This is a genomic window from Aeromonas sp. RU39B, from assembly GCF_900156095.1.
GTDB lineage: Bacteria > Pseudomonadota > Gammaproteobacteria > Enterobacterales > Aeromonadaceae > Aeromonas.
This window is the reverse complement of the sequence record NZ_FTMJ01000018.1, coordinates 45,547-65,041: the sequence shown is the minus strand read 5'-3', so window position 1 is coordinate 65,041 and position 19,495 is coordinate 45,547. Positions and strand designations below refer to the sequence as shown.

Sequence of the window (19,495 nt, the reverse complement as noted above, 5' to 3'; positions counted from 1 at the left end):
CATTGAAAATCAAAAATTGTTTTTGATGCTTCAATCCTGCGAGTGCCCACACAGATTGCTTGATTCAATTTGTTAAAGAACGTTGCCTTGTCGGCTGAGGCTGCGCATCTTACGCTCCTCGTTTGGAAAGTCAAGCGCCGTAGCGGCTTTTCTTTCTCCGGAAAGTGACAGCGACTGTCGTCTTCCCGTGACCATCCGGCGTCATCCGCCGTGCTGGTGAGGGCGCATTATAGGGAGGCGCGCCGCGCTGGCAAGGCTTTTTTTGAAGAAAATCACGAAAAACCTCAAATAATCAGTTAGAAACAGAATACTAAGTGTATATATACAGAGTTATCCACATTGCGTGGCTAAACAGAGGTTTTGTGTCATTTTATTCACCTCCCCCATACTCGCAGTTGGCCCCGTTGGCTAAAGCTGGTTACCATGAAGGTGATATAAGTGTTGCGTATTCTTTGTATTCCTTTACATAAGGGCCAAACCCCATGAAATTGTCCAACTATCCTCTGCTGCTCCAAGCTGCGATCTGCGCGCTGGTTCTGGCTGTTCTGGGTTATCTGGTCGCCCAGGCTCTCGATTTCCAACTGGACACTGAAGTTATCTTTGCACTCGGGCTGGCAGTGGGCGGATTTGTGGTTCCCCTGATCGTGCGCCGCAGTGGCTCGGTGGCCGCACTAAACGAATCAGTGACCGCTGATACCCGGACTCTGTATGTCGGCAATCTTCCTTATAGAGCGAATGAAGCCGCTGTACGTGATCTGTTTGCCCAGTTTGGTCAAGTTGTGTCGGTGCGTCTGATGAAAGATAAGGTGACCGGCAAACGGCGCGGGTTTGGTTTTATCGAGATGCCCGCCCCTGATGCAGAGCGGGCCATCGCTGCGCTCAATGATAAGGAGTATCAACAGCGCACTCTGAAGGTGCGCGAGGCGAACGAAAAAAAGGACCGGGAGAACGAGGTAGATATCTAAAAACAGCGCCTCACACCGCGTGCAAAGATGTAAGCCCCCAATTGACCAAGGGGGCTTTTAATTTTTCGGCTGCGGCATCTAAACGGGTGCAGAATGCCACACCCGTCCCTTGAGATTCGATCTGCGCACTATCGCCCAGTAGATGTGCCACCCGACGCGCAACCGCAGAGCCCGAGTCAATCAGCGTCACACCCGGCATGACAGCTGCCAGCTCCTCACGCAGTAGCGGAAAATGGGTACACCCCAGCACCACCACATCCGGACAGCCGGAACCTTCGGTCCACGGCGCCATGATGCCGCGCAGCGTTTCCAGATCAATTTCCTCACCGGCCAGCTTGCGCTCGGCCAACACCACCAGCTCAGTGCTGCCTTTTAGTAGCACCTGCTTACCCGGTGCAAACTCGGCGATCAACTGATGGGTGTAATCACGGGCGATGGTTCCAGGGGTGGCGAGCAATCCGATGCAACCACTGTGGGTCAGTGTCGCGGCCGGCTTGATGGCGGGAACAACCCCAACCACTGGAATGCAGAGACGGGAACGCAGTTCAGGCAGGGCAATCGTACTGGCCGTATTACAGGCGATGACGACCAAATCGATGGCGTGAGCATTCACCATCTGCTCGACGGTGGCGACACAGGTATCAATTAATGCCTGCTCACTCAACTCGCCATACGGAAAATGGGCATTGTCGAAGCAGTAGAAATAGTGGTGCGCGGGCAGAACACGACGGACTTCACGATAGACGGACAAGCCACCCATACCGGAGTCAAACATGAGAATATTAGCCACCTGGACTCCCCCTCTGGTGCAGGTCGGCGATCATACTCCTGCCGCCAGAGTGAGGAAAAGCCCCTCTTGAAAATCGGCCCCGTTTACACGGGGCCGATACGCATTACAACTGGTAATCCACGGTGAGGTAATAGGTACGCCCATCGGCCGGATAACCACGTGCGGTTTCATACTGCTTGTCGAGCAGGTTCTTAACCTTGCCCGAGATCTTCCACTGCGCTGCCGGACGATAGCCCAGCGCCAGATCCCACTTGGTATAGCCACCAATCAGGTCAGTATTGGCAGCATCGTCATAACGCTTCCCTTGATAGTTCCAGGCTACGGAGCCGTCAAACTTGCCCCACTCGCCCTGCATCACCCAACGGGCATTTTGTCTGGCGATACGCTGCAGCTGCAGGCCGGTCTCACGATTTTGCGGGTCTTTGAACTCGACCGAGAGACGATGGCTGAGCCAACCGGTATCAAACTCTCCTTCCAGTTCGAGACCATCAACCCGGGCACGACCGACGTTTTGCGGCGTCCAGTTTCCGGTGCCATCATCCGCCCACTGGATCATCTGCTCATAGTCGTTACGATAACCGGTGATGCGCCAAGTCAGCCAAGCCGCTTCACCATCCAGCATCACTTCACTGTTCTTAGACTCTTCCGGCTTGAGATTCGGATTACCCGAGCCCGGATAATAGAGGTCACTGAAGGTCGGGGCACGAAAACCGGTCCCGTAGCGGGCACTCAGGCGCGCCTGCGGCACAAAGCGCCAACCAGCCCCGCTTTGCCAGGTGTTGTGGCGGCCATACTGCTGGTTATCATCGCTGCGACCGCTAAGTTCACCCTGCCAGGTACCATCATCGAACTGCGCCAGCGCATAGATCCCGGTATTGTCGCGCTGCTGAGCAGCATCCGGATAAGCCGAACCATAAGAACGTGACTCAGGTGTCAGCTCATCACGTTGCCAATCACTGCCGCCGCCCACAGTCCAACTATCGGTTAACTTAAGGTTGTTGATCCAGTTCAGATTGTATTGTCGTGCATAGCTACGGGTGGTGGCTTCATCGCGACTTTCATCGACGTCGTAATCGTAAGCATCGGTTCGCAAAAAGGCACCATTGAGCTCACTTAGCAGGCCAGCATCATGATAGCGGGCGCCCATCTGGTAGCTCTGGTTTTCGCTCCAGGTTTCGCTTTCCAGGTGCGTTGAACCGTATGAGCTATCATATTGACCCTTATTGCGATACCAGCGCAGCGTACCAAACAGATCCCACTGCTCGCTCACCCCTTGTTGATAGTCGAGCATGCCGTTGTAACCGGTATGCCCGTGACGATCGCCATTATTGATACCATCGAGCGGATGCACGTTATAGCCGGCTTCATCATCAAAACCGCCCGCCACCTTCAGCTGCCCGGCCTCTCCAACCGTTGCTGCACTGCTCCAATTGGCCTGGCGCTGCTGATGAGAGCCCGCGCCCACCGAGAATTTGTGTGCATTGGTGCCGACCGCCGGCCGGGTGATGATGTTGATCACCCCCCCGATAGCATCCGAGCCATACAAGGACGCACGCGCGCCACGGATATATTCGATGCGCTCGACTTGATTGAGCGGCAAGGCATTGAGATTGGTACCACTGTCAGCCGGGCCAGCCGAACGAACACCATCGATGAGCACCAGGGTTTGTGAAGCAGAGCCACCCCGACTGCGCGCTGTGCTGGACTGACCGCGCCCACCATAAGACACCACTTCAATACCCGGTAGGGTATTCACCACCTCGGTGACAGTCTGGGCATGGAGGCGTTCGATGTCATCGTGGGTGAGGATGTTGACAGGTGCCAGTACACTGGAAACCGGTTGCTCAACCCGAGTGGCGGTGATGACCAGATCGTCGCTCTGGGTTGGCTGCTGCGCGAACGCAGCCGTTGGCAACAGGGCTGCTGCCAAGAGTTTTTTCGACATTACAGATCCTTAAGTTCGCGTAAGCATCCCTTCGTGACCGGTTTCTCTCGGTCCGAAATACGAACTTTGGCAGGTCTTCGGGCTTGGGGGCCGTTAACCTACGCGACGGCTTCCCACCTTGCGGCAGTGCCATAATGTCGTTTCGTTCCCCTTTACCGCTGCGCGCCAGCTCCGGATTCTCACCGGATTCCCTATTAAGCATGATGCGCCAAAGCGGGGGGATTATAAGCAGAGCAAAATTGGATGTATAGCCATCTGGATTTCTATTTACTCTTTTCCAGTGCCAGCAGCCGCTCTCTGGCGCTTTCCATCACCGCTTGCACACCGGGATGGGACAGCTGCCTCCCCGCCGAGACCAGATAATAGGAGAGGGTGACGTCATCGAGGGTGGTGATCCGCTCCACCCCATAAAGGCGGGCAATCTCGTCAGCCATAGCCAGAGGCGCAGGAAAAATCCCCATTCCTGCCTTGCCGAACGACTTCATCAGGGTGGAGTCATCAAACTGCCCAACCAGATGGGGATGGATTCCCTGCTGGCGATACCAGTCGAGCAGCCGATCGTGGGTCGCCGACTTCTCCCCCGGAATCAGCAGCGGCAGCCCAGCCAGCGAGGCGGGAAAATCGCTGCGTGCTCTAGCCGCAAGATCCGGACTGGCAAACAGTGCCAGCGGGCTACGCCCCAGCTCGTGGCTATAACCGCGCACACCACTGTCGGAAGGCAATGGCCGGTCGATCAGCACCATATCCAGCTTGTGGCGCGCCAGCTCACTGAAGAGCTGCTCTGCCCGCTCTTCGTGGCAGACCAGCCGTACCGGAGTTGCTAGCGACATGGCCGGAGCGAGCAGCTCGAACGCCAGGGTACGAGGCACTGAATCGGCGATCCCCACCTGCATCGTCAGCTCCTGGCTGGCATAACGCAGGGTATGTTCCAGCTCGGCCCCCAGCGAAAAGATGGCGCCAGCCTGCTCAACGGCCTGCCGTCCGGCCGCCGTCAACACCAGGCGTCGCCCCACCCGACTAAACAGCGCCACCCCGAGAGAGAGTTCCAGCTCAGCCACCTGGCCGCTGATAGTCTGCGGCGTCAGATGCAACTGCTGCGCCGCCTGCGTCACGCTGCCGCAGCGCGCCACATGCCAGAAGTAGTAAAGCTGTTTGTAATTGAGCATGCCGCGTCCTATCAGTTTTTATCGAACAACTATCAGCGAAAATCTGATTTTATCGAAGCATTGTGCGCTCTAGCATGCAACCACAATCTGAACAGTCCGGTGAGCCATCAGGCTGAATGTCGGCCGCAACAATCCCCCGGGACAGGTGTATCAGTTGAAATGCGTCAACACCACGTCTGCCAGCTAACAGCCAAACAAAGTCACGCATGCCAGACACCCGGACCGGTCTGTTATTTTTCTTTAAAAGCAAACGTTTAACACCGAGGACTTCGTAACAATGAACACCTCTGCGCTGATCGGCCTGGTGATGGGCTCTGACTCCGACTGGCCGGTGATGCAGGCCGCAGCCCGCATTCTCAAAGAGCACGGTGTGCCCTACGAGGCGCGTGTGGTCTCGGCTCACCGCACGCCGGATCTATTGTTCGAGTATGCCGCCACGGCCCGCTCGCGGGGCCTGCGTGCCATCATCGCCGGTGCTGGCGGTGCGGCTCATCTACCGGGCATGGTCGCTGCCAAAACGACCCTGCCCGTGCTCGGCGTCCCCATCCCCTCGCGTCAGCTCAAAGGCATGGACTCCCTACTCTCCATTGTGCAGATGCCCAAGGGGGTGCCGGTCGCCACCTTCGCCATCGGCGAAGCCGGGGCCGCCAATGCCGCCCTGTTTGCGCTCTCCCTGCTGTCGGTCGCCCAAGCTGCCGACGCACAACGCTATCGGCAACAACTCGACGACTTCCGGGCTGGAGAGCGTGACCGGGTGCTGGCCCTCACACTGGAGGATCCGGCATGATACTGCCCCCCGCCACCCTCGGCATGTTGGGCGGCGGCCAGCTTGGTCGCTACTTTGTGATGGCGGCGCACCGCCTGGGTTATCAGGTGGTGGTGCTCGATCCAGACCCGGCCAGCATCGCCGGCGCGGCAGCCGATCACCATATTGTCGCGGCCTATGACGACCCGCTCGCCTTGCGCGATCTTGCTAATCGCTGCGCCGCCATCACCTGTGAGTTCGAGAATGTCCCCGCCGCCACCCTCGCCCTGCTGGAGCAGCACACACCGGTGCGACCAGCCTCCAGCGCCGTGCGTATCTGTCAGGATCGCCGTGAAGAGAAAGCCTTTCTGGTTCGCGCCGGTATCGCGGTCGCCCCGTATCTTGCACTGCAACCCGAAGAGCCGATCCCCGCGCAGGCTGGCGTACTGTTCCCCGCCATCCTGAAGACAGCGCGCGCAGGGTACGATGGCAAAGGACAGTGGCCAATCACTGATACGGATCAGCTGGTGACGGCGCTCTCGGGCAGCGGCGCGGCATGCGTTCTCGAGCAGCGTTTGCCTCTCGAGGGAGAGTTTGCCCTGACCCTGGCTCGCAGTCCAAGCGGAGCCATCAGTGCCCTGCCGCTGGTACAGAACTGGCACAGTGGCGGCATTTTGGATCAGACCCGCTCACCGGCTCATGCCCCGAAACTGGAGGCTGAGGCCCAGCGCATCGCTCGGCATCTGATCGCCGCGCTCGACTATGTTGGGGTGCTGACGGTGGAGTTCTTTCAGGTCGATGGCCGGCTACTGGTGAACGAGCTGGCTCCGCGCCCACACAACTCAGGACATCCCAGCCTCGACAATGCCAGCTGTAGCCAGTTTGAGCTGCAGGTTCGCGCCCTGTGCGATCTGCCACTGCCGGCCCGGATCGATGCTCGTCCCGCCATGCTGCTCAACCTGCTGGGGGATCTCTGGCAAACAGGCACCCCGGATTGGGCCACTCTGCTGGCGCTGCCCAGTCTGCATCTGCACCTCTATGGCAAAGGCGAGGCTCGGCCGGGTCGCAAGATGGGCCACATCACGGTGACCGGCGATGATTGGCAGGCAGTGCAAGAGACCATCCGCCAAGCCCGCGCTCTGCTCGGTCGGCCTCCACACTAGGATCTCATCCCCAAAGCAAAGACCCGAGCAGATGCCCGGGTCTTTGCTTTTGCTTGCGATGGCGAAATGATCAGGCTTGCTCGGCCGTCAGCGCCGGAGTGGGCAAGCGGATGGTGAGGGAGAGCACCAGCGCCACCACCAGCAACACCAGAATCAGGTTAAACGTCGCCATAAAGCCGCCAAACAGGGAAGCAACGATGGAGCCGATGATGCTGCCAAAGCCGAAGCCCAGGTAAATCACCCCGTAGTTCTTGGTCAGGTTGTTCAGACCGAAGAAGTCACTCACCAGCGATGGATAGACGGTGATGGTGCCGCCAAAGCTGAAAGCAATGCAGGCAACGGCAGCAAAAAACAGGTTGGCATTGAGCGGCACAAACAGCAGCAGTGTCATACCTGCCAACGTGATGAGCTGTGCCAGCGATATCACCCGAATACGTGGCATCTTGTCTGACAAGATCCCCAGCACCAGACGACCACCCAGGTTGGCCATGGCGATCACCGCGACCGCATTGGCGGCAACGGCGGCTGGCAGGCTCACCATCTTCTCACCGATATCCTTGGCCACGCCGATCACATACAGGCCGCTCATGCAGGCAGTCAGGAACATCAACGCCAACATCCAGTACTGCGGCTTGCGCATCGCTTCTGCCAGTGTGAAGTCACGAGCGCCGGCCATCTGGCTGGCACTCTCCTGCCGCGGAGCATCCTTCATCAAAAATGCACCGACCATCACCAGCGCCATGGCAATCACGCCCCATAGCTGAAAGGTGGTCTCCAGCCCGGTGCGCGACAGCAGCAGCATGTTCACATACTTGAAACCGAGGCTGCCGAGACCGTAGGCGCCGATGGCACAGGCCGAGACCAACCCCTTGCGCTCTGGGAACCACTTCACGCAGTTAGAGAGCGTCAGCAGATAGCCCGTACCGTCGGCAAAACCGACCAGAATGCCGGCACACAGATAGAGCATCGCCAGATTGCTGGCCTGGGCGGTACAGAAAAAACCCAGCCCCAGCAGAATGCCGGCCCCGAGGGTGACCTTGCGCACGCCGAATCGCTCCTGCAGTTTACCTGCCAACGATGAGGCCACCGCCAATGCCAGACTGAGCAGGCCGAAGGCAAAGGCGACCTGGCTAACCGGTTCATCCAGCTTGTCGGAAAGGCGGGCGTTAAACAGACTCCAGGTGTAAACAGAGCCGAGTGCAAACTGGGTGATGATGGTGCCGACCAGGGTCAGAACCCGGGTGCGATTCGATGTGTGATGGTTCATGGTTCCTACTCACTGTGACATCAGGGACGGGGTCGATCCCCGTTCTATGGTGCTCACTGTAAGTGGGAGGCAGCTCATGCCGGCGAGAAAAGGCATGAACTGCAGATCGGGAGGAATGAACTGCAGCTAGAGTTGCATCAGCTGACGGAACGCCTTGATGTTGCTGCGACTGACCGGGATTTCGGCCGGCAAGTCATGCAGCCGGATGAGATAGGTGCTGTTGAACCAGGGCACGATTTCACGAATACGGTTGATGTTGACGCAATAGGAGCGGTGGCAGCGAAAGAACCCTTCGGCAGGGAGCCGCGCAATAAAATCACTGATGCTCATGGTCAGCACGAAGCGATCATGCCGGGTATAAACATGGGTCAGCTTCTCGTCCGCCTCGGCGTAGTAGATCTCGTCACATGGTGTGACCACAATCCGCTCGCCCTTGGTCAGGTTTACGGTGTGCCGTCTTGCTGCCACCGGCTCTTCCAGCGCCATCACCGGCTTGGCTGGTGCGGCTTGTTCCAGCTTCTGCAGCAGGTGGATGATGCGGGTCTCGTTGTAGGGTTTGAGAATGTAATCAAACGCCTCCAGCTCGAAAGCATCCACCGCAAACTCCTTGTGGGCGGTGACAAACACCACCTCCGGCGGATGGGAGGATTTGCGCAGATTGCGCGCCAGCATCACCCCATCAATGGCCGGGATCTGGATGTCGAGAAACACCAGATCCACCTCGTGATCCTGCAAAAATTTGAACGCCTCCAGCCCATCTTCAAAACTGGCGATAATCTCGATACTGCTGTGGGTACGGATCAGATAGGCGAGCTCTTCCCGTGCCAGGTATTCGTCTTCCACCACAATCGCTTTGAGCATAGGAACTCCCTTCAGGCCGGCTGATGCGCAGGATCAGGCAGATAAAAACAGACCTCGGTACCCGGCTCCAACCGGTGCAGCTGCAGGCCGGAGCCATAGAGCAGGGTCAAACGCTGGTGTACGTTGGTGAGGCCAATGCTGTCGCTGTTGACCGTACCGGCCGCCAGATTATCGATCACCTCCTGACTGATGCCGTAACCGCTGTCACGCACCGCCACCCGTACCCCGCCGGCTAGCTGGCGTACCTCGATGGTCACCTTGCCCGGCGCACTGCGCGGCTGAATGCCGTGCAAGATCGCGTTCTCCACCAGCGGCTGTAACAGCAGGCTGGGCACCTTGATATCCACCTCGTCGAGATCAAACTCCACCGTCAGCTTATTGCCAAAGCGCGCCTGTTCAATCGCCACATAGTCACGCACCTGCTGCAGCTCGCTGTCGATGTCGATCAGCTCATCACCGCGCGACAGGTTATAGCGCAAATAGTCAGCCAGATTGGCAATCAACTGGCGTGCCTTGCCCGGCTCAATGCGGATCAGTGACGAGATAGCGTTGAGAGCATTAAACAGGAAGTGCGGATTGATCTTGCTCTGCAAGGCACTGAACTCAGCCTTGCGGGTCGCCTCTTGCAACTGCTCGATGCGCGATACCTCCATCTGGGTCGAGATGAGCTGGGAGAGGCCGACAGCCATCTCGCGCAGTGAGCTGGTAATGCGGTGGGTGCGTCGGTAGAAGATCTTGAGCGTACCGGTCACGGTGCCGTTTTCCCGCAGCGGGATCAGGATCACCGAGTGGAAATCGGCCAGGTGATACTGCTGTAACTCGTTATTGATAACGATCTGCCCCGACATGATCACCTGGCGGGTCATCTCGCTGATGGCATCATGTCCGTCGAGCTGATAGTACTCCTTGCCCGCCCCGGCATAGGCCAGCACGTCATGGGTATCGGTAATCGCCACCGCGTCGGCGTCGATCTCGCTGCGGATGATGTCGCACACCTGTGCCAACGCGGGGCGGGTCAGGTCGCGGAAAAAGGGCAGCGTTTTGTTGGCCACTTCCAGCGCCAACTTGGCCTGCTTGGCAGCAATCAGCTCTTTCTCGTCATCCAGATCCTGCACCAACCGGACGATCAGCCCGATACAGACGCTGCCGACAATCATCGGCATGGCAATCCGATGGATGATGTCGATAGCGATCGAGTGTGGCTCAGTCAGCAGGAAAATCAGCAGCATGGTGAGCCCTTCGCAAACCATGCCTGCCAAAATCCCGTAAAACCAGAGCATCGACTTGCGCACCCGCAGGTGGATCATCGTCGAGAGCACCCCGGCGGTCACACTACTGAGCAGGCAAGGAAGCGAAGTATAACCATCGATATCAATCAGATAACGGTGAACCCCGGAGACGATCCCCGCCGGAATGCCGACCCAGGGACCAAACAGAATGCCGCCCGCCAGCACCGCGATGATTCGCACATTGACCAGCGCTCCATCCACCGGCAGACCCGTGTAGGTGCTAAAGACCGCAAAGGCGCAAAACAGCACCGACACCAGCCCAAGCTCGAGCGGCGAGTGATCGCGTTTTTGAAACAGATGCTGGAACGGCCAGATGCGGGTGAGGAAAAACAGCGTCATCAGCATCAGGGCGGCGCGCTCAAACACCGCCAGCAACATCATCACATGCTCAAACATCCCTTTCTCCTCCCCACCGCAAAGTGGCGTTTAGCAGAACTGACCCGCCACCCAGCCCGATGCCCAGGCCCACTGGAAGTTGTAGCCCCCGAGCCAGCCGGTGACATCCACCACCTCGCCGACGAAATAGAGCCCCGCCACCTTGCGCGCCTCCATGGTCTTGGAGGAGAGCTCGTCGGTATCGACCCCCCCCAGCGTCACTTCCGCAGTGCGATACCCTTCGGTGCCGTTCGGTCGCACCGTCCAGCCGCCCAGCAACGCCGCCACGGCGGCCAGCTCCGGTGCGTTGTACTGCCGCAGTGGTTTGCTCTGCAGCTGGCCGAGCTCGATCAGCTTCTCGACAAAACGCTTGGGCAGCTCACGGGAGAGCACCGTCTTGAGCTCCTGCGCCGGGTTGGCATTGACCCATGCCTGCAAGGTGGCGGCAATATCACGCCCCGGCAGCAGGTTGATAGAGAGCGCCTGCCCCGGCAGCCAGAATGAGGAGATTTGCAGCATGGCCGGACCGGAGAGTCCGCGGTGGGTAATCAGCATCGCCTCACGAAAACGGGTACCATCTTCGGCCGTCACTTCCACCTCAAAACTCACCCCGGAGAGATCGGCAAAGGCGTCTTTGTCCGCCTGATGCAGGGTAAATGGCACCAGTCCGGCGCGAGTCGGCAAGACCTTGAGGCCAAACTGCTCGGCCAGGCGATAGCCAAACGGCGTGGCGCCGAGCTTGGGCATGGAGAGACCGCCGGTGGCCACCACCAGCGAAGAGCAGCTCACCTCACCCTGGCTGGTCTCCAACAGAAAGCCATCATCACGCTTGTGCACCGCCAGGATCTCGGTGTGAGTCTGCAAAGTCACCCCCGCCCAGTCGCATTCGGTGAGCAGCAGATCGACGATCTCCTTGGCGCTTTCGTCGCAAAAGAGCTGGCCCAGGGTTTTTTCGTGATAAGCAACACCGTGGCGGTCAGCCAGTTCGACAAAATCCTGCGCGGTAAAACGGGCCAGCGCCGACTTGCAGAAGTGGGCATTGTGGCTGAGATAGGCCTGATGGTTGGCCTGCATGTTGGTGAAGTTGCAGCGGCCACCGCCACTAATCAGGATCTTGCGACCCGGCTTTTTGGCATTGTCGAGCAGCAGCACCGAGCGTCCGCGATAACCGGCCTGCGCCGCACACATCAAGCCGGACGCACCCGCACCGATCACCACCACATCAACCTGCTTCATCATCATCACCCATCAAAAAGAAAACGGCCCACAAAAGGGGCCGTCATTGTACTGGCTGGTCACTCGCCGTGCACGTCTCAGGCGTTGGTGCTGTCCATGATGCTGGTCGAGGTGCCCTTGGCCTGCTCGGCCAGCTCCTTGTCGATGAAGTAGAGTCCCTTGCCATCTTCACCCACCAGGGTCAGGCGATCGACGATGCTCTTGAACAGCTTCTCTTCTTCATGCTGCTCGGCCACGTACCACTGCAGGAAGTTAAACGTGGAGTAGTCGTGAGAGGTAAAGGCCACATGTGCCAACTCGTTGATGCACTTGGTGATGTGGTATTCGTGCTCCAGCGTGGCACGAAATACGGCGCCCAGAGAATCAAACTCGTGCGGCGGGGCACTGATGGCGCCGAGCTTGGGCAGCGCACCGGTTTCACTCACATAAGTAAACAGGCGCTCCATGTGCTGACGCTCCTCGACCGCGTGTTGACGCAGGAAGTCAGACGCACCTTCAAAGCCGCGGTCCGCGCACCAGGCGCTCATCTGCAGATAGAGATTGGAGGAGTAAAACTCCAGATTAATCTGCTCGTTCAGTTTGTCGATCATGGCTTGGGCCAGCATGGTGATCTCTCCGCTAGATGGTGTCTATCGATTGTCGCCGCCCCTCTGTGGGGAATCAAGTCATCACCGATAACTTAAGGGCGTAGAGTTTGTAACATCTCAAGCGAGACCTCGGCCTGATAATCCATCCCGGCCAAACCAAAACCGTTGAGCGCCATAAACTCCTGCCGCAGACCGGCAATATCGCCCAGCTGGCGAAATGTCGCGGGGGAGAGATGCGACCAGCGCTCCGCCACCACCGCTTGCAGCGCCGGGTCGAGTTCGTAGTCATCCATCCGGATCAGCCGCTCACCATCGGCCACAACGCCACGAGCGCCATACATCTTGTCCGAAAACAGACGTTGCATCTGCTCGATGCACCCTTCGTGGGTGCCACGCGCCTTCATCTCTTGCATCAATATCGCCAGATACACCGGCAACACCGGAATAAACGTACTGGCCTTGGTCACCAGCGCCTTGCACACCGCCACCCAGGCGTGACCGCCAATGCCAGCCAGTTGCAGGTTGATACTGTCGGCGGCAGCATGCAGATGAGCCTTGGCATAGCCGATGGTGCCATCCCGATAGATGGGATAGGTCAGCTCAGGACCGATGTAGGAGTAAGCTACCGTCTGGGCGCCGGGCGCGAGACAATCGGCCTGCTGCAGCGCCTGCATCCAGACTTGCCAATCCTCACCGCCCATCACGGTCACGGTGTCGCGGATCTCCTGCTCGCTGGCGACCGGCAAGGTCTGCGCCACCAGCGCATCGTGCTCGATGTCATAGCCCAACCCGGTAAAGGGCTGGCCGGTCGTTTTCAGGGTGGAACGCACCTGTGTGCCATCGGCCAACACGCGCAGGCCGCTTGCCAGCGAATAGACCACCAGATCAACCTGCCCGAGATGTTGGCGCACAGCAGCGATCGCCTGCTCACGCATGGGGTTGGAGAACGCATCGCCCAGCAGGTTGATGGCAACCCGCCCCTCCTGCTCGGCCGCCTCTCGAAACCAGATGTTGTTGTACCAGCCGGCACTGCCGAGCCCCTTGTCAGACGGTCCACGCTCGAACGAGATGCCGATGGTGTCGGCGCCAGCCCCAAACGTCAGCGCAATGCGCGATGCCAACCCGAAACCGGAAGAGGCCCCGATCACCAGCACCCGCTTGGGCCCGGCAAAGGTCCCGGCGGCACGCACACGGCCGATCTGCTGCTGCACTGCAGCGCGGCAACCAAGAGGGTGGCAATTGCGGGCAACACAGCCCTGGATCTGGGGGTGAATCAGCATGACAAGACTCCTGCAAGCCGGCGAAGAAACCGTCATCAACAATAAGGAAGGGAAACCTAGAAAACAAATGGGGAGCATGTTGCTCCCCAAAGCGGTATTCAGATGCTTTTATTGTTGCATGCCCATTGCGGTGCACTGCGCAGATAGTATGCTGCGGCAGATCCGACCACAATAGGTTGATGTGAGCGGCTTCAAATATCTGTTCAAAGTTTCGACACACCCTGTCAGGGGTGACAAAGGGCATGGTCATCAGGGTGTCAGAAGCGCACAATAGTCTGGAGTTTCATCAGAGACCGTTCTAGGGAGAGGGAGTGAGCCATGAGTGGGACCTATTACAAACACGTTCTGGCAGCCATCGATCTTTCGGAAGACAACCGCAAGGTCATTGAAAAGGCGGTGGATCGTGCCCGCTCCAACGGAGCCAAACTGTCCGTTATCCACGTTGACGTCGATCTTAAGGATCTCTACACCGAGATGATCGATATCGACATCGACAACGTGCAGGATCAGGTGATTGCCGAAGCCAAGGAGAAGCTCGAAGCGTTCCTCTCCTGTGTCGACTTCCCCATCGAGAAGAAACTGGTGATCTGTGGCGACCTGAGCGAGCGGGTCAATCAGGCCGTGCGCGACTATGAAGTCGACCTGCTGGTGTGTGGCCACCGCCAGAGTTTCTGGAGCCTGCTTACCTCAAGCGCGCGCCAGTTGATGAATACTGTCCCCTGCGACCTGCTGGTCGTGCCGCTGCAGAAATAGTCCAGCCGCCCATCATCTGCCACCGGTTGTCACGCCTGCGCGCTGACACCGGGTGGCAACGGCCCGAAGCGCTCTTCCGCCAACTGATGCAACTGCGCGCGCAACCAGCAGATCGCGCTGTCGTGATTGCTCAACGGGTGGCCGGCCATGACGTAAAGGATCGGCAGCTCGGGCTCCAGCGGATACTGCTGCAGCGGATAGTGCTGGCAGAAGTAACGGCCGATCAGCTCAGGCACGACCACCAGATAGCGCCCGCTGGCCATCAGCTGTGGCACGGCCATAAAACTGGGAACCCGCACCCCCAGCTCCCGCGTCATCCCCTGCTCAGCCAACCAGTGATCGACCATGGCCTGGCTGTGCCCCCAGCTTGAGGTGTGAATGTGGGGATAAGCCGCCAGATCGTGCGGCGTGACCCGCTCGGGCACATCGCTATCCAGCGGCGAGAGACAGACCAACGGATTACAAAACCAGGGCTCACGCCACAAGCGCTGTGACAAATGGTTGGCGGCGGCAAAACCGATCACCAGATCCAGCTCCCCCTTCTCCAGCTCCCGCTCATAGTCGCTGTCAGCCAGCTCGCACAACTCGATGCGGCAGTGTGGCGCCAGCTGCCACAAGCGTTCGACCATGGCCGGTAGCAATCCATGCTCCACCGAGCCAGGCGTGGCAAGGCGAAACACCCGCCGTGCGGTCGCCGGATCGAAAGCATCGGTCTGCCGTAACCCCTGCTCGAGCGTGGCCAGAGCGATACGCACCGGCCCTGCCAATGCCCGCGCCCGTTCGGTGGGCACCATCTCGCGCCGGGTCATCACAAACAAAGGATCGTCCAGCGCCTGCCGCAGGCGGGCCAAGGCATGGCTGACGGTGGATTGGGAGAGGTGCAGCCGCTCGGCCGCGCGGGTGACATGGCGTTCCTGCATCAACACATCAAACACGGTGAGCAGATTGAGATCGAGACGGGCGAGCGGGGTATCCATCGATATTCACCATGATGACATGTAGATAATTCATTTTTTACATACTACCAGCTTTTCTAGAATCACCCGGTCATTGATTGGAGAAGCACCATGCGTCACTACCTGCTCCTGCTCGCCATTGGCCTGCTGTGGGGTTCCCAGTTTATTTTCATGCACCAGGCGGTGAGCGATATGCCCCCCCTGCTGGTTGCTGCCGGCCGCGCCCTGTGCGGGAGCGCCACACTGGGCCTGCTCTGTCTGTGGCTGGACTTGGGCAAGCGCCAGACCCGCTGGCGTACCTACATGCTGATCGCCCTGCTTGATGCCACCATCCCCTTCATTATGGTGGCGTGGGGTCAGCAGTTCGTTGATAGCGCCGTCGCCGCCGTGGTGATGGGCTGCATTCCGCTGGTCACCGTGTTGGTGGCGCCCTTGCTGCTGAGCGAAGAGCGTATTACCCGCAGTGGCCTGCTGTCGGTGCTGCTCGGTCTGATGGGGGTCATCGTTTTGTTCTGGCCGCGTCTGACTCGCGGCATGGATGTGGGACTGCTGGGAGCGCTGGCAATCCTGATTGGCGCCGGCTGCTTTGCGGTGGGATTGCTGATGATCAAGCGCTTTGCCAAGGATCACCCGGTGATCGTGGCCCGCAATATTCTGCTCTGTTCGGCACTGCAGCTCCTGCTGCTCACGCCCTGGCTGATCCAGCCAAGCCTGCTCGCCCTGCCGGGCAGCCGCTCACTGATTGCCGTGGCCCTGCTCGGGGTGTTCTGCACCGGACTGGTCTATTTCCTGTATATGGCGCTGATCCAGAAAGCGGGCCCGACCTTTGCGTCATTCAGTAACTATCTGGTGCCCCTGTTTGGCGTCCTGCTCGGCGCCCTGTTCCTCGGTGAACAGGTTCAGCGCACTACCGCGCTGGCGCTGGTTCTCATCCTGGGCTCGGTGGCCATCAACCAATGGTCGCAGCACAGGCGTCAGCGCCAAGTGTGCTGAGTGACTCCATGGGTGGTGGGCGACGCCACCTGACTTTGAGGGATTGCACCTCCGATTGTCCCTGCTGCCGGTACTCTGTGCCGGCTTTTTTGTGCATCAGCGATAGCGATAAGCCAGCCGCTCGTTCTTGCGGGGCCCGCGAATCTGCCACTGCATGTCAAAGCCGCTGCCAACAACCTCCAGCACCGCCTGATAGTGGTCGGCGCCGCACAGATGCGGCTCATCCGTTTGCCAGCGCTGCGGGCTCACCGGCCGCAACTCCAGCAAATGCACCGGCTCGGTGTGGCGCAGGTGGTAGAGCACAATGCCGTGCTCGCTGCGTTGCCAACCGTAGCGGTTATGCATGGCAATGCGCTGGCCACGCGGCGTGAGATAGTGGCCGCGCTCGTCAAAACTCCAGCCATCCTGCCACGGCGCGACCAACACCTCGCCTTCGCAGGAGCCGTTCCAGTCCGTCTGTGAACCTTCACCGTTGCCAGCCTGAAAAGTGAAGCGGGAAATTTGTGGTAATCGGCACCAAAGGAGGTGGATTGCCACCGCACTATCGTTCATCATGTCGCCCTTTCCAGATTTACAACTGAACACTTGTTGCTCTCATGAACTATCTGATTTCGGTAACCCTGTTGTGGGCCTTCTCGTTTAGCCTGATCGGTGTCTATCTCGCCGGCCAGGTGGACTCCTACTTTGCCGTACTGACCCGCGTTGTGCTGGCCTGTCTGGTCTTTCTGCCCTTCCTGCGCTGGCGTGGTCTGCGCCCCGGGCTGATTGGCCGGTTGATGGCGCTCGGCGGTACCCAGCTCGGCATCATGTACCTGTTCTACTACCACTCTTTCCTGCTCTTGAGCGTGCCGGAGGTGCTGATCTTCACCATCTTCACCCCGCTCTATGTCACCGCGCTCTATGACCTGCAGCAGCGCCGTTTCAACCCGGGATTCCTGTGGGCGGCCCTGCTGGCCGTGGCGGGGGCAGCCATTATTCGCTATGACGGCCTGACACAAAACTACCTGCTGGGCTTTCTGGTGGTACAAGGCGCCAACCTCTGCTTTGCTATCGGTCAGGTCGGTTACAAAGTGGTGATGGCGCGTGAGCCGCAAGCGCCGGCTCATCACCATATCTTTGGCTGGTTCTATCTGGGGGCGCTGGCGGTGGCCGTGCCGGCCTGGCTGTTACTGGGCAAGCCGCAATATCCGACCACGCAGCTGCAGTGGGGCATCCTGCTCTGGCTGGGCGCCGGGGCATCGGGGCTGGGTTATTTCCTGTGGAACAAGGGGGCAACCCTAGTCAGCAGCGGCACCCTGGCAGTGATGAACAACGCGCTCATCCCCGCCGGACTGCTCGTCAATCTGCTGATCTGGAACAAGGGCACCGATCTCACCCGTCTGGCGCTGGGCGGCGCGGTGATTGCGGCATCGCTCTGGTTTTGCCGAACCCCTAGCCAATCACGGCGTTAAATTCACGGCGTGCCTGACCGTGACAGGAGGCCAGGCGCGCCAGCAGATGATCGATCTGCTCGCCCTCCTGATACTGCACCAGTCCACCGCTCACGGTGACTGGCCTTCCTGGCAGCAGGCTGGCATCGGCTATTTCGCTGCGCAGCCGCTCGGCAATCTCGATACCGGCCAAGCGATCGGTACCAGATAGCATCAAAATAAACGAATCCTCATCCCAGCGAGCAAACGGGTCATCTTTGCGCAGCTCGCGGCGCACTAGCCGCGCCAGTTTGGCCAGCATGGCGTCGCACTCCACCTCACCAAACAACTGCATGATCTTGGCTTTGTGATCGACGGTAAAACGCAGCAGGCAGAAAGGCTCACCATCGGGATGTTGCAACTGCTCGGCTAACCCTTGCTCAAAGCGGACCCGGCTATCAAGGCCGGTCAACGGATCGGTGACCAGCGCCAGCTCATGCACCACCTGCACCGGCTGACAGAGCTGCACCGCGCCCAGAATACTGCCATCGGGCTGATGGCGGGCGCGCTCTTCAACCCGAACATAGCGGCCATCGTGATGCAGGATCCGGTAATGGGCATAGAGGGTCGGCTCGCGCCCTTCGAGACAGGCTGACATGGCCTCCAGCAGTTGCGGGCTGTCGTCAGGATGCACCCGATCCAGCCAACTCAGATCGTCCTCATCCTCGGCAGCGAGGCCAAGCAGTCGCAGACAGGCCGGGTCACGCTGCATCCCCTGCTCCGGGGTCCAGCTCCAGAGCCCAGCCTGCAGCAGATCAAGGGCCTGCCAGGCCAACGCTTGTTCATGCCTGGAAACCGCCAACATCAAGGGTGCGCGCAGTGGATCCATGTCCGACCTCGGCCTGGGAGAAAGGGAGCAACTGAGGCTAGTTTTATCACTGCCCGTCAGGCGGGGCAACGCCTCAGATGCGCCCCTCATAACCGGCCATCAGCGCTTGCCAATCGCCAGGAACCCAGTAGAAGCTGGTGTGCAGCAGTGCCTCTTTGTTGAAGGAGCGCAGCAGCCGCTCCAGGTTGGTCTGTTGCCACGAACCCGGCTCGCGGATGGCGCCTTTGTCAAAATCGATGACCCACACCTTGCCATCCCGATCGAGCAGGATGTTGTGGCTGTTGAGATCGGCGTGATAGACACCGGCATCGTGAAATTGCCGCAGGGTTTGCCCGATACGCTGCCAGACCGTGGCATCGAGCGAGCCAGTCTTGAGCAGGCCGACCAAGTCCTTGGAGCCGCGGATGCGCTCGATCAGGATATCCGCCCGATAAAAGGGCCCTCGCTTGCTCATGCGGGCCGCATAGGGACGCGGTACCGGCAATCCCTTGGCGCACAAGGTATCGAGCAGCGCAAATTCCGCCATGGCGCGGCTGCTCTCAACCCCCTCGAACCAGAAGCGATCACGCACCACCTTACCGACCATGCCACCGCGGTAGTAGTGGCGCAGCACCAGATGGCGGCCATCGAGCTTGACGAACCAGGTGACCCCACGCCCCTGCGAGGAGCCCACCACCGCCTTCTGCGCCTGCCACCACTGGGAGTCAAACAGATGGGGATGAGGGTCACCAATCAGTTGATCGGCATACCAGCAAACCTGATTGTCATGGTTGGTTACTTGCATGGCGCTATTCCGGCAGAAGATTCTGCGCAATTTTACAATCAG

General features: G+C 59.2%; 19 protein-coding genes and 1 riboswitch. Of the genes, 6 read left to right on the top strand and 13 right to left on the bottom strand.

Annotated elements, in window-relative coordinates; genetic code table 11:
• Nucleotides 1-482: 482 nt before the first annotated feature.
• Entirely contained in the window at nucleotides 483-965 is a 483-nt protein-coding gene (locus BW958_RS18950; protein WP_076577470.1) for an RNA recognition motif domain-containing protein, read from the top strand.
• A gap of 10 nt (nucleotides 966-975) precedes the next feature.
• Here BW958_RS18950 and murI read toward each other — a convergent pair whose 3' ends face one another.
• The 3 genes from murI to nhaR form a co-directional block, all read right to left on the bottom strand.
• Entirely contained in the window at nucleotides 976-1,755 is a 780-nt protein-coding gene (gene murI / locus BW958_RS18945; protein ID WP_076577469.1) for a glutamate racemase, read from the bottom strand.
• 103 nt (nucleotides 1,756-1,858) lie between these two features.
• Nucleotides 1,859-3,700: a TonB-dependent receptor domain-containing protein gene (locus BW958_RS18940; RefSeq protein WP_076577468.1), complete on the bottom strand. Its 1,842-nt coding sequence runs from the start codon at nucleotides 3,698-3,700 to the stop codon at nucleotides 1,859-1,861.
• Between the two features lie 50 nt (nucleotides 3,701-3,750).
• A riboswitch (cobalamin riboswitch) is annotated at nucleotides 3,751-3,928 on the bottom strand.
• 35 nt (nucleotides 3,929-3,963) lie between these two features.
• Entirely contained in the window at nucleotides 3,964-4,866 is a 903-nt protein-coding gene (gene nhaR / locus BW958_RS18935; protein ID WP_076577467.1) for a transcriptional activator NhaR, read from the bottom strand.
• 277 nt (nucleotides 4,867-5,143) lie between these two features.
• Here nhaR and purE point away from each other — a divergent pair, with 277 nt between their 5' ends.
• Together purE and BW958_RS18925 are read left to right on the top strand one after the other, a co-directional pair.
• A complete protein-coding gene (purE, locus tag BW958_RS18930) occupies nucleotides 5,144-5,653 on the top strand; it encodes a 5-(carboxyamino)imidazole ribonucleotide mutase (protein WP_076577466.1) in 510 nt (169 codons plus the stop codon).
• Nucleotides 5,650-6,774, top strand: coding sequence for a 5-(carboxyamino)imidazole ribonucleotide synthase (locus BW958_RS18925; protein WP_076577465.1), 1,125 nt, complete (start codon nucleotides 5,650-5,652; stop codon nucleotides 6,772-6,774). Before purE ends, BW958_RS18925 begins: the two co-directional genes overlap by 4 nt.
• A gap of 70 nt (nucleotides 6,775-6,844) precedes the next feature.
• Here BW958_RS18925 and BW958_RS18920 read toward each other — a convergent pair whose 3' ends face one another.
• The 6 genes from BW958_RS18920 to fabV form a co-directional block, all read right to left on the bottom strand.
• Nucleotides 6,845-8,041 carry an L-lactate MFS transporter gene (locus tag BW958_RS18920; RefSeq protein WP_076577464.1) on the bottom strand — a complete coding sequence of 399 codons (1,197 nt, stop codon included), beginning with the start codon at nucleotides 8,039-8,041 and terminating at the stop codon, nucleotides 6,845-6,847.
• Nucleotides 8,042-8,167: 126 nt separating this feature from the next.
• Nucleotides 8,168-8,902, bottom strand: coding sequence for a LytR/AlgR family response regulator transcription factor (locus tag BW958_RS18915; RefSeq protein ID WP_076577463.1), 735 nt, complete (start codon nucleotides 8,900-8,902; stop codon nucleotides 8,168-8,170).
• Nucleotides 8,903-8,913: 11 nt separating this feature from the next.
• Nucleotides 8,914-10,587 (bottom strand): sensor histidine kinase, encoded by a 1,674-nt coding sequence (locus BW958_RS18910; RefSeq protein ID WP_076577462.1) that lies wholly within the window; start codon nucleotides 10,585-10,587, stop codon nucleotides 8,914-8,916.
• A 30-nt stretch (nucleotides 10,588-10,617) separates the two neighbouring features.
• Nucleotides 10,618-11,802: a BaiN/RdsA family NAD(P)/FAD-dependent oxidoreductase gene (locus BW958_RS18905; protein ID WP_076577474.1), complete on the bottom strand. Its 1,185-nt coding sequence runs from the start codon at nucleotides 11,800-11,802 to the stop codon at nucleotides 10,618-10,620.
• A 77-nt stretch (nucleotides 11,803-11,879) separates the two neighbouring features.
• Entirely contained in the window at nucleotides 11,880-12,407 is a 528-nt protein-coding gene (ftnA, locus tag BW958_RS18900) for a non-heme ferritin (protein WP_076577461.1), read from the bottom strand.
• A gap of 74 nt (nucleotides 12,408-12,481) precedes the next feature.
• Nucleotides 12,482-13,669, bottom strand: coding sequence for an enoyl-ACP reductase FabV (gene fabV / locus BW958_RS18895; protein WP_076577460.1), 1,188 nt, complete (start codon nucleotides 13,667-13,669; stop codon nucleotides 12,482-12,484).
• Nucleotides 13,670-13,987: 318 nt separating this feature from the next.
• On the opposite strand from fabV, the gene BW958_RS18890 reads away from it, so the two are divergent.
• Nucleotides 13,988-14,422, top strand: coding sequence for a universal stress protein (locus BW958_RS18890; RefSeq protein ID WP_076577459.1), 435 nt, complete (start codon nucleotides 13,988-13,990; stop codon nucleotides 14,420-14,422).
• 29 nt (nucleotides 14,423-14,451) lie between these two features.
• On the opposite strand, the gene BW958_RS18885 is transcribed toward BW958_RS18890, so the two are convergent.
• The gene (locus BW958_RS18885; RefSeq protein WP_076577458.1) at nucleotides 14,452-15,399 is read right to left on the bottom strand and encodes a LysR family transcriptional regulator; all 948 of its coding nucleotides are present in this window, start codon (nucleotides 15,397-15,399) and stop codon (nucleotides 14,452-14,454) included.
• A gap of 90 nt (nucleotides 15,400-15,489) precedes the next feature.
• On the opposite strand from BW958_RS18885, the gene BW958_RS18880 reads away from it, so the two are divergent.
• Nucleotides 15,490-16,371, top strand: a complete 882-nt coding sequence (locus BW958_RS18880) for a DMT family transporter (protein ID WP_076577457.1) — start codon at nucleotides 15,490-15,492, stop codon at nucleotides 16,369-16,371.
• Between the two features lie 96 nt (nucleotides 16,372-16,467).
• Here the strand turns inward: BW958_RS18880 and BW958_RS18875 are convergent, their stop codons facing one another.
• Nucleotides 16,468-16,926, bottom strand: coding sequence for a DUF6314 family protein (locus BW958_RS18875; RefSeq protein WP_083687415.1), 459 nt, complete (start codon nucleotides 16,924-16,926; stop codon nucleotides 16,468-16,470).
• Between the two features lie 41 nt (nucleotides 16,927-16,967).
• On the opposite strand from BW958_RS18875, the gene BW958_RS18870 reads away from it, so the two are divergent.
• A complete protein-coding gene (locus BW958_RS18870) occupies nucleotides 16,968-17,822 on the top strand; it encodes a carboxylate/amino acid/amine transporter (RefSeq protein ID WP_076577456.1) in 855 nt (284 codons plus the stop codon).
• Here the strand turns inward: BW958_RS18870 and BW958_RS18865 are convergent.
• Together BW958_RS18865 and BW958_RS18860 are read right to left on the bottom strand one after the other, a co-directional pair.
• Nucleotides 17,803-18,669, bottom strand: a complete 867-nt coding sequence (locus BW958_RS18865; RefSeq protein WP_076577455.1) for a GGDEF domain-containing protein — start codon at nucleotides 18,667-18,669, stop codon at nucleotides 17,803-17,805. The two genes, BW958_RS18870 and BW958_RS18865, sit on opposite strands and share 20 nt — an antisense overlap.
• 73 nt (nucleotides 18,670-18,742) lie before the next feature.
• Nucleotides 18,743-19,453 carry a 3-deoxy-D-manno-octulosonic acid kinase gene (locus BW958_RS18860; protein ID WP_076577454.1) on the bottom strand — a complete coding sequence of 237 codons (711 nt, stop codon included), beginning with the start codon at nucleotides 19,451-19,453 and terminating at the stop codon, nucleotides 18,743-18,745.
• Nucleotides 19,454-19,495: the final 42 nt, after the last annotated feature.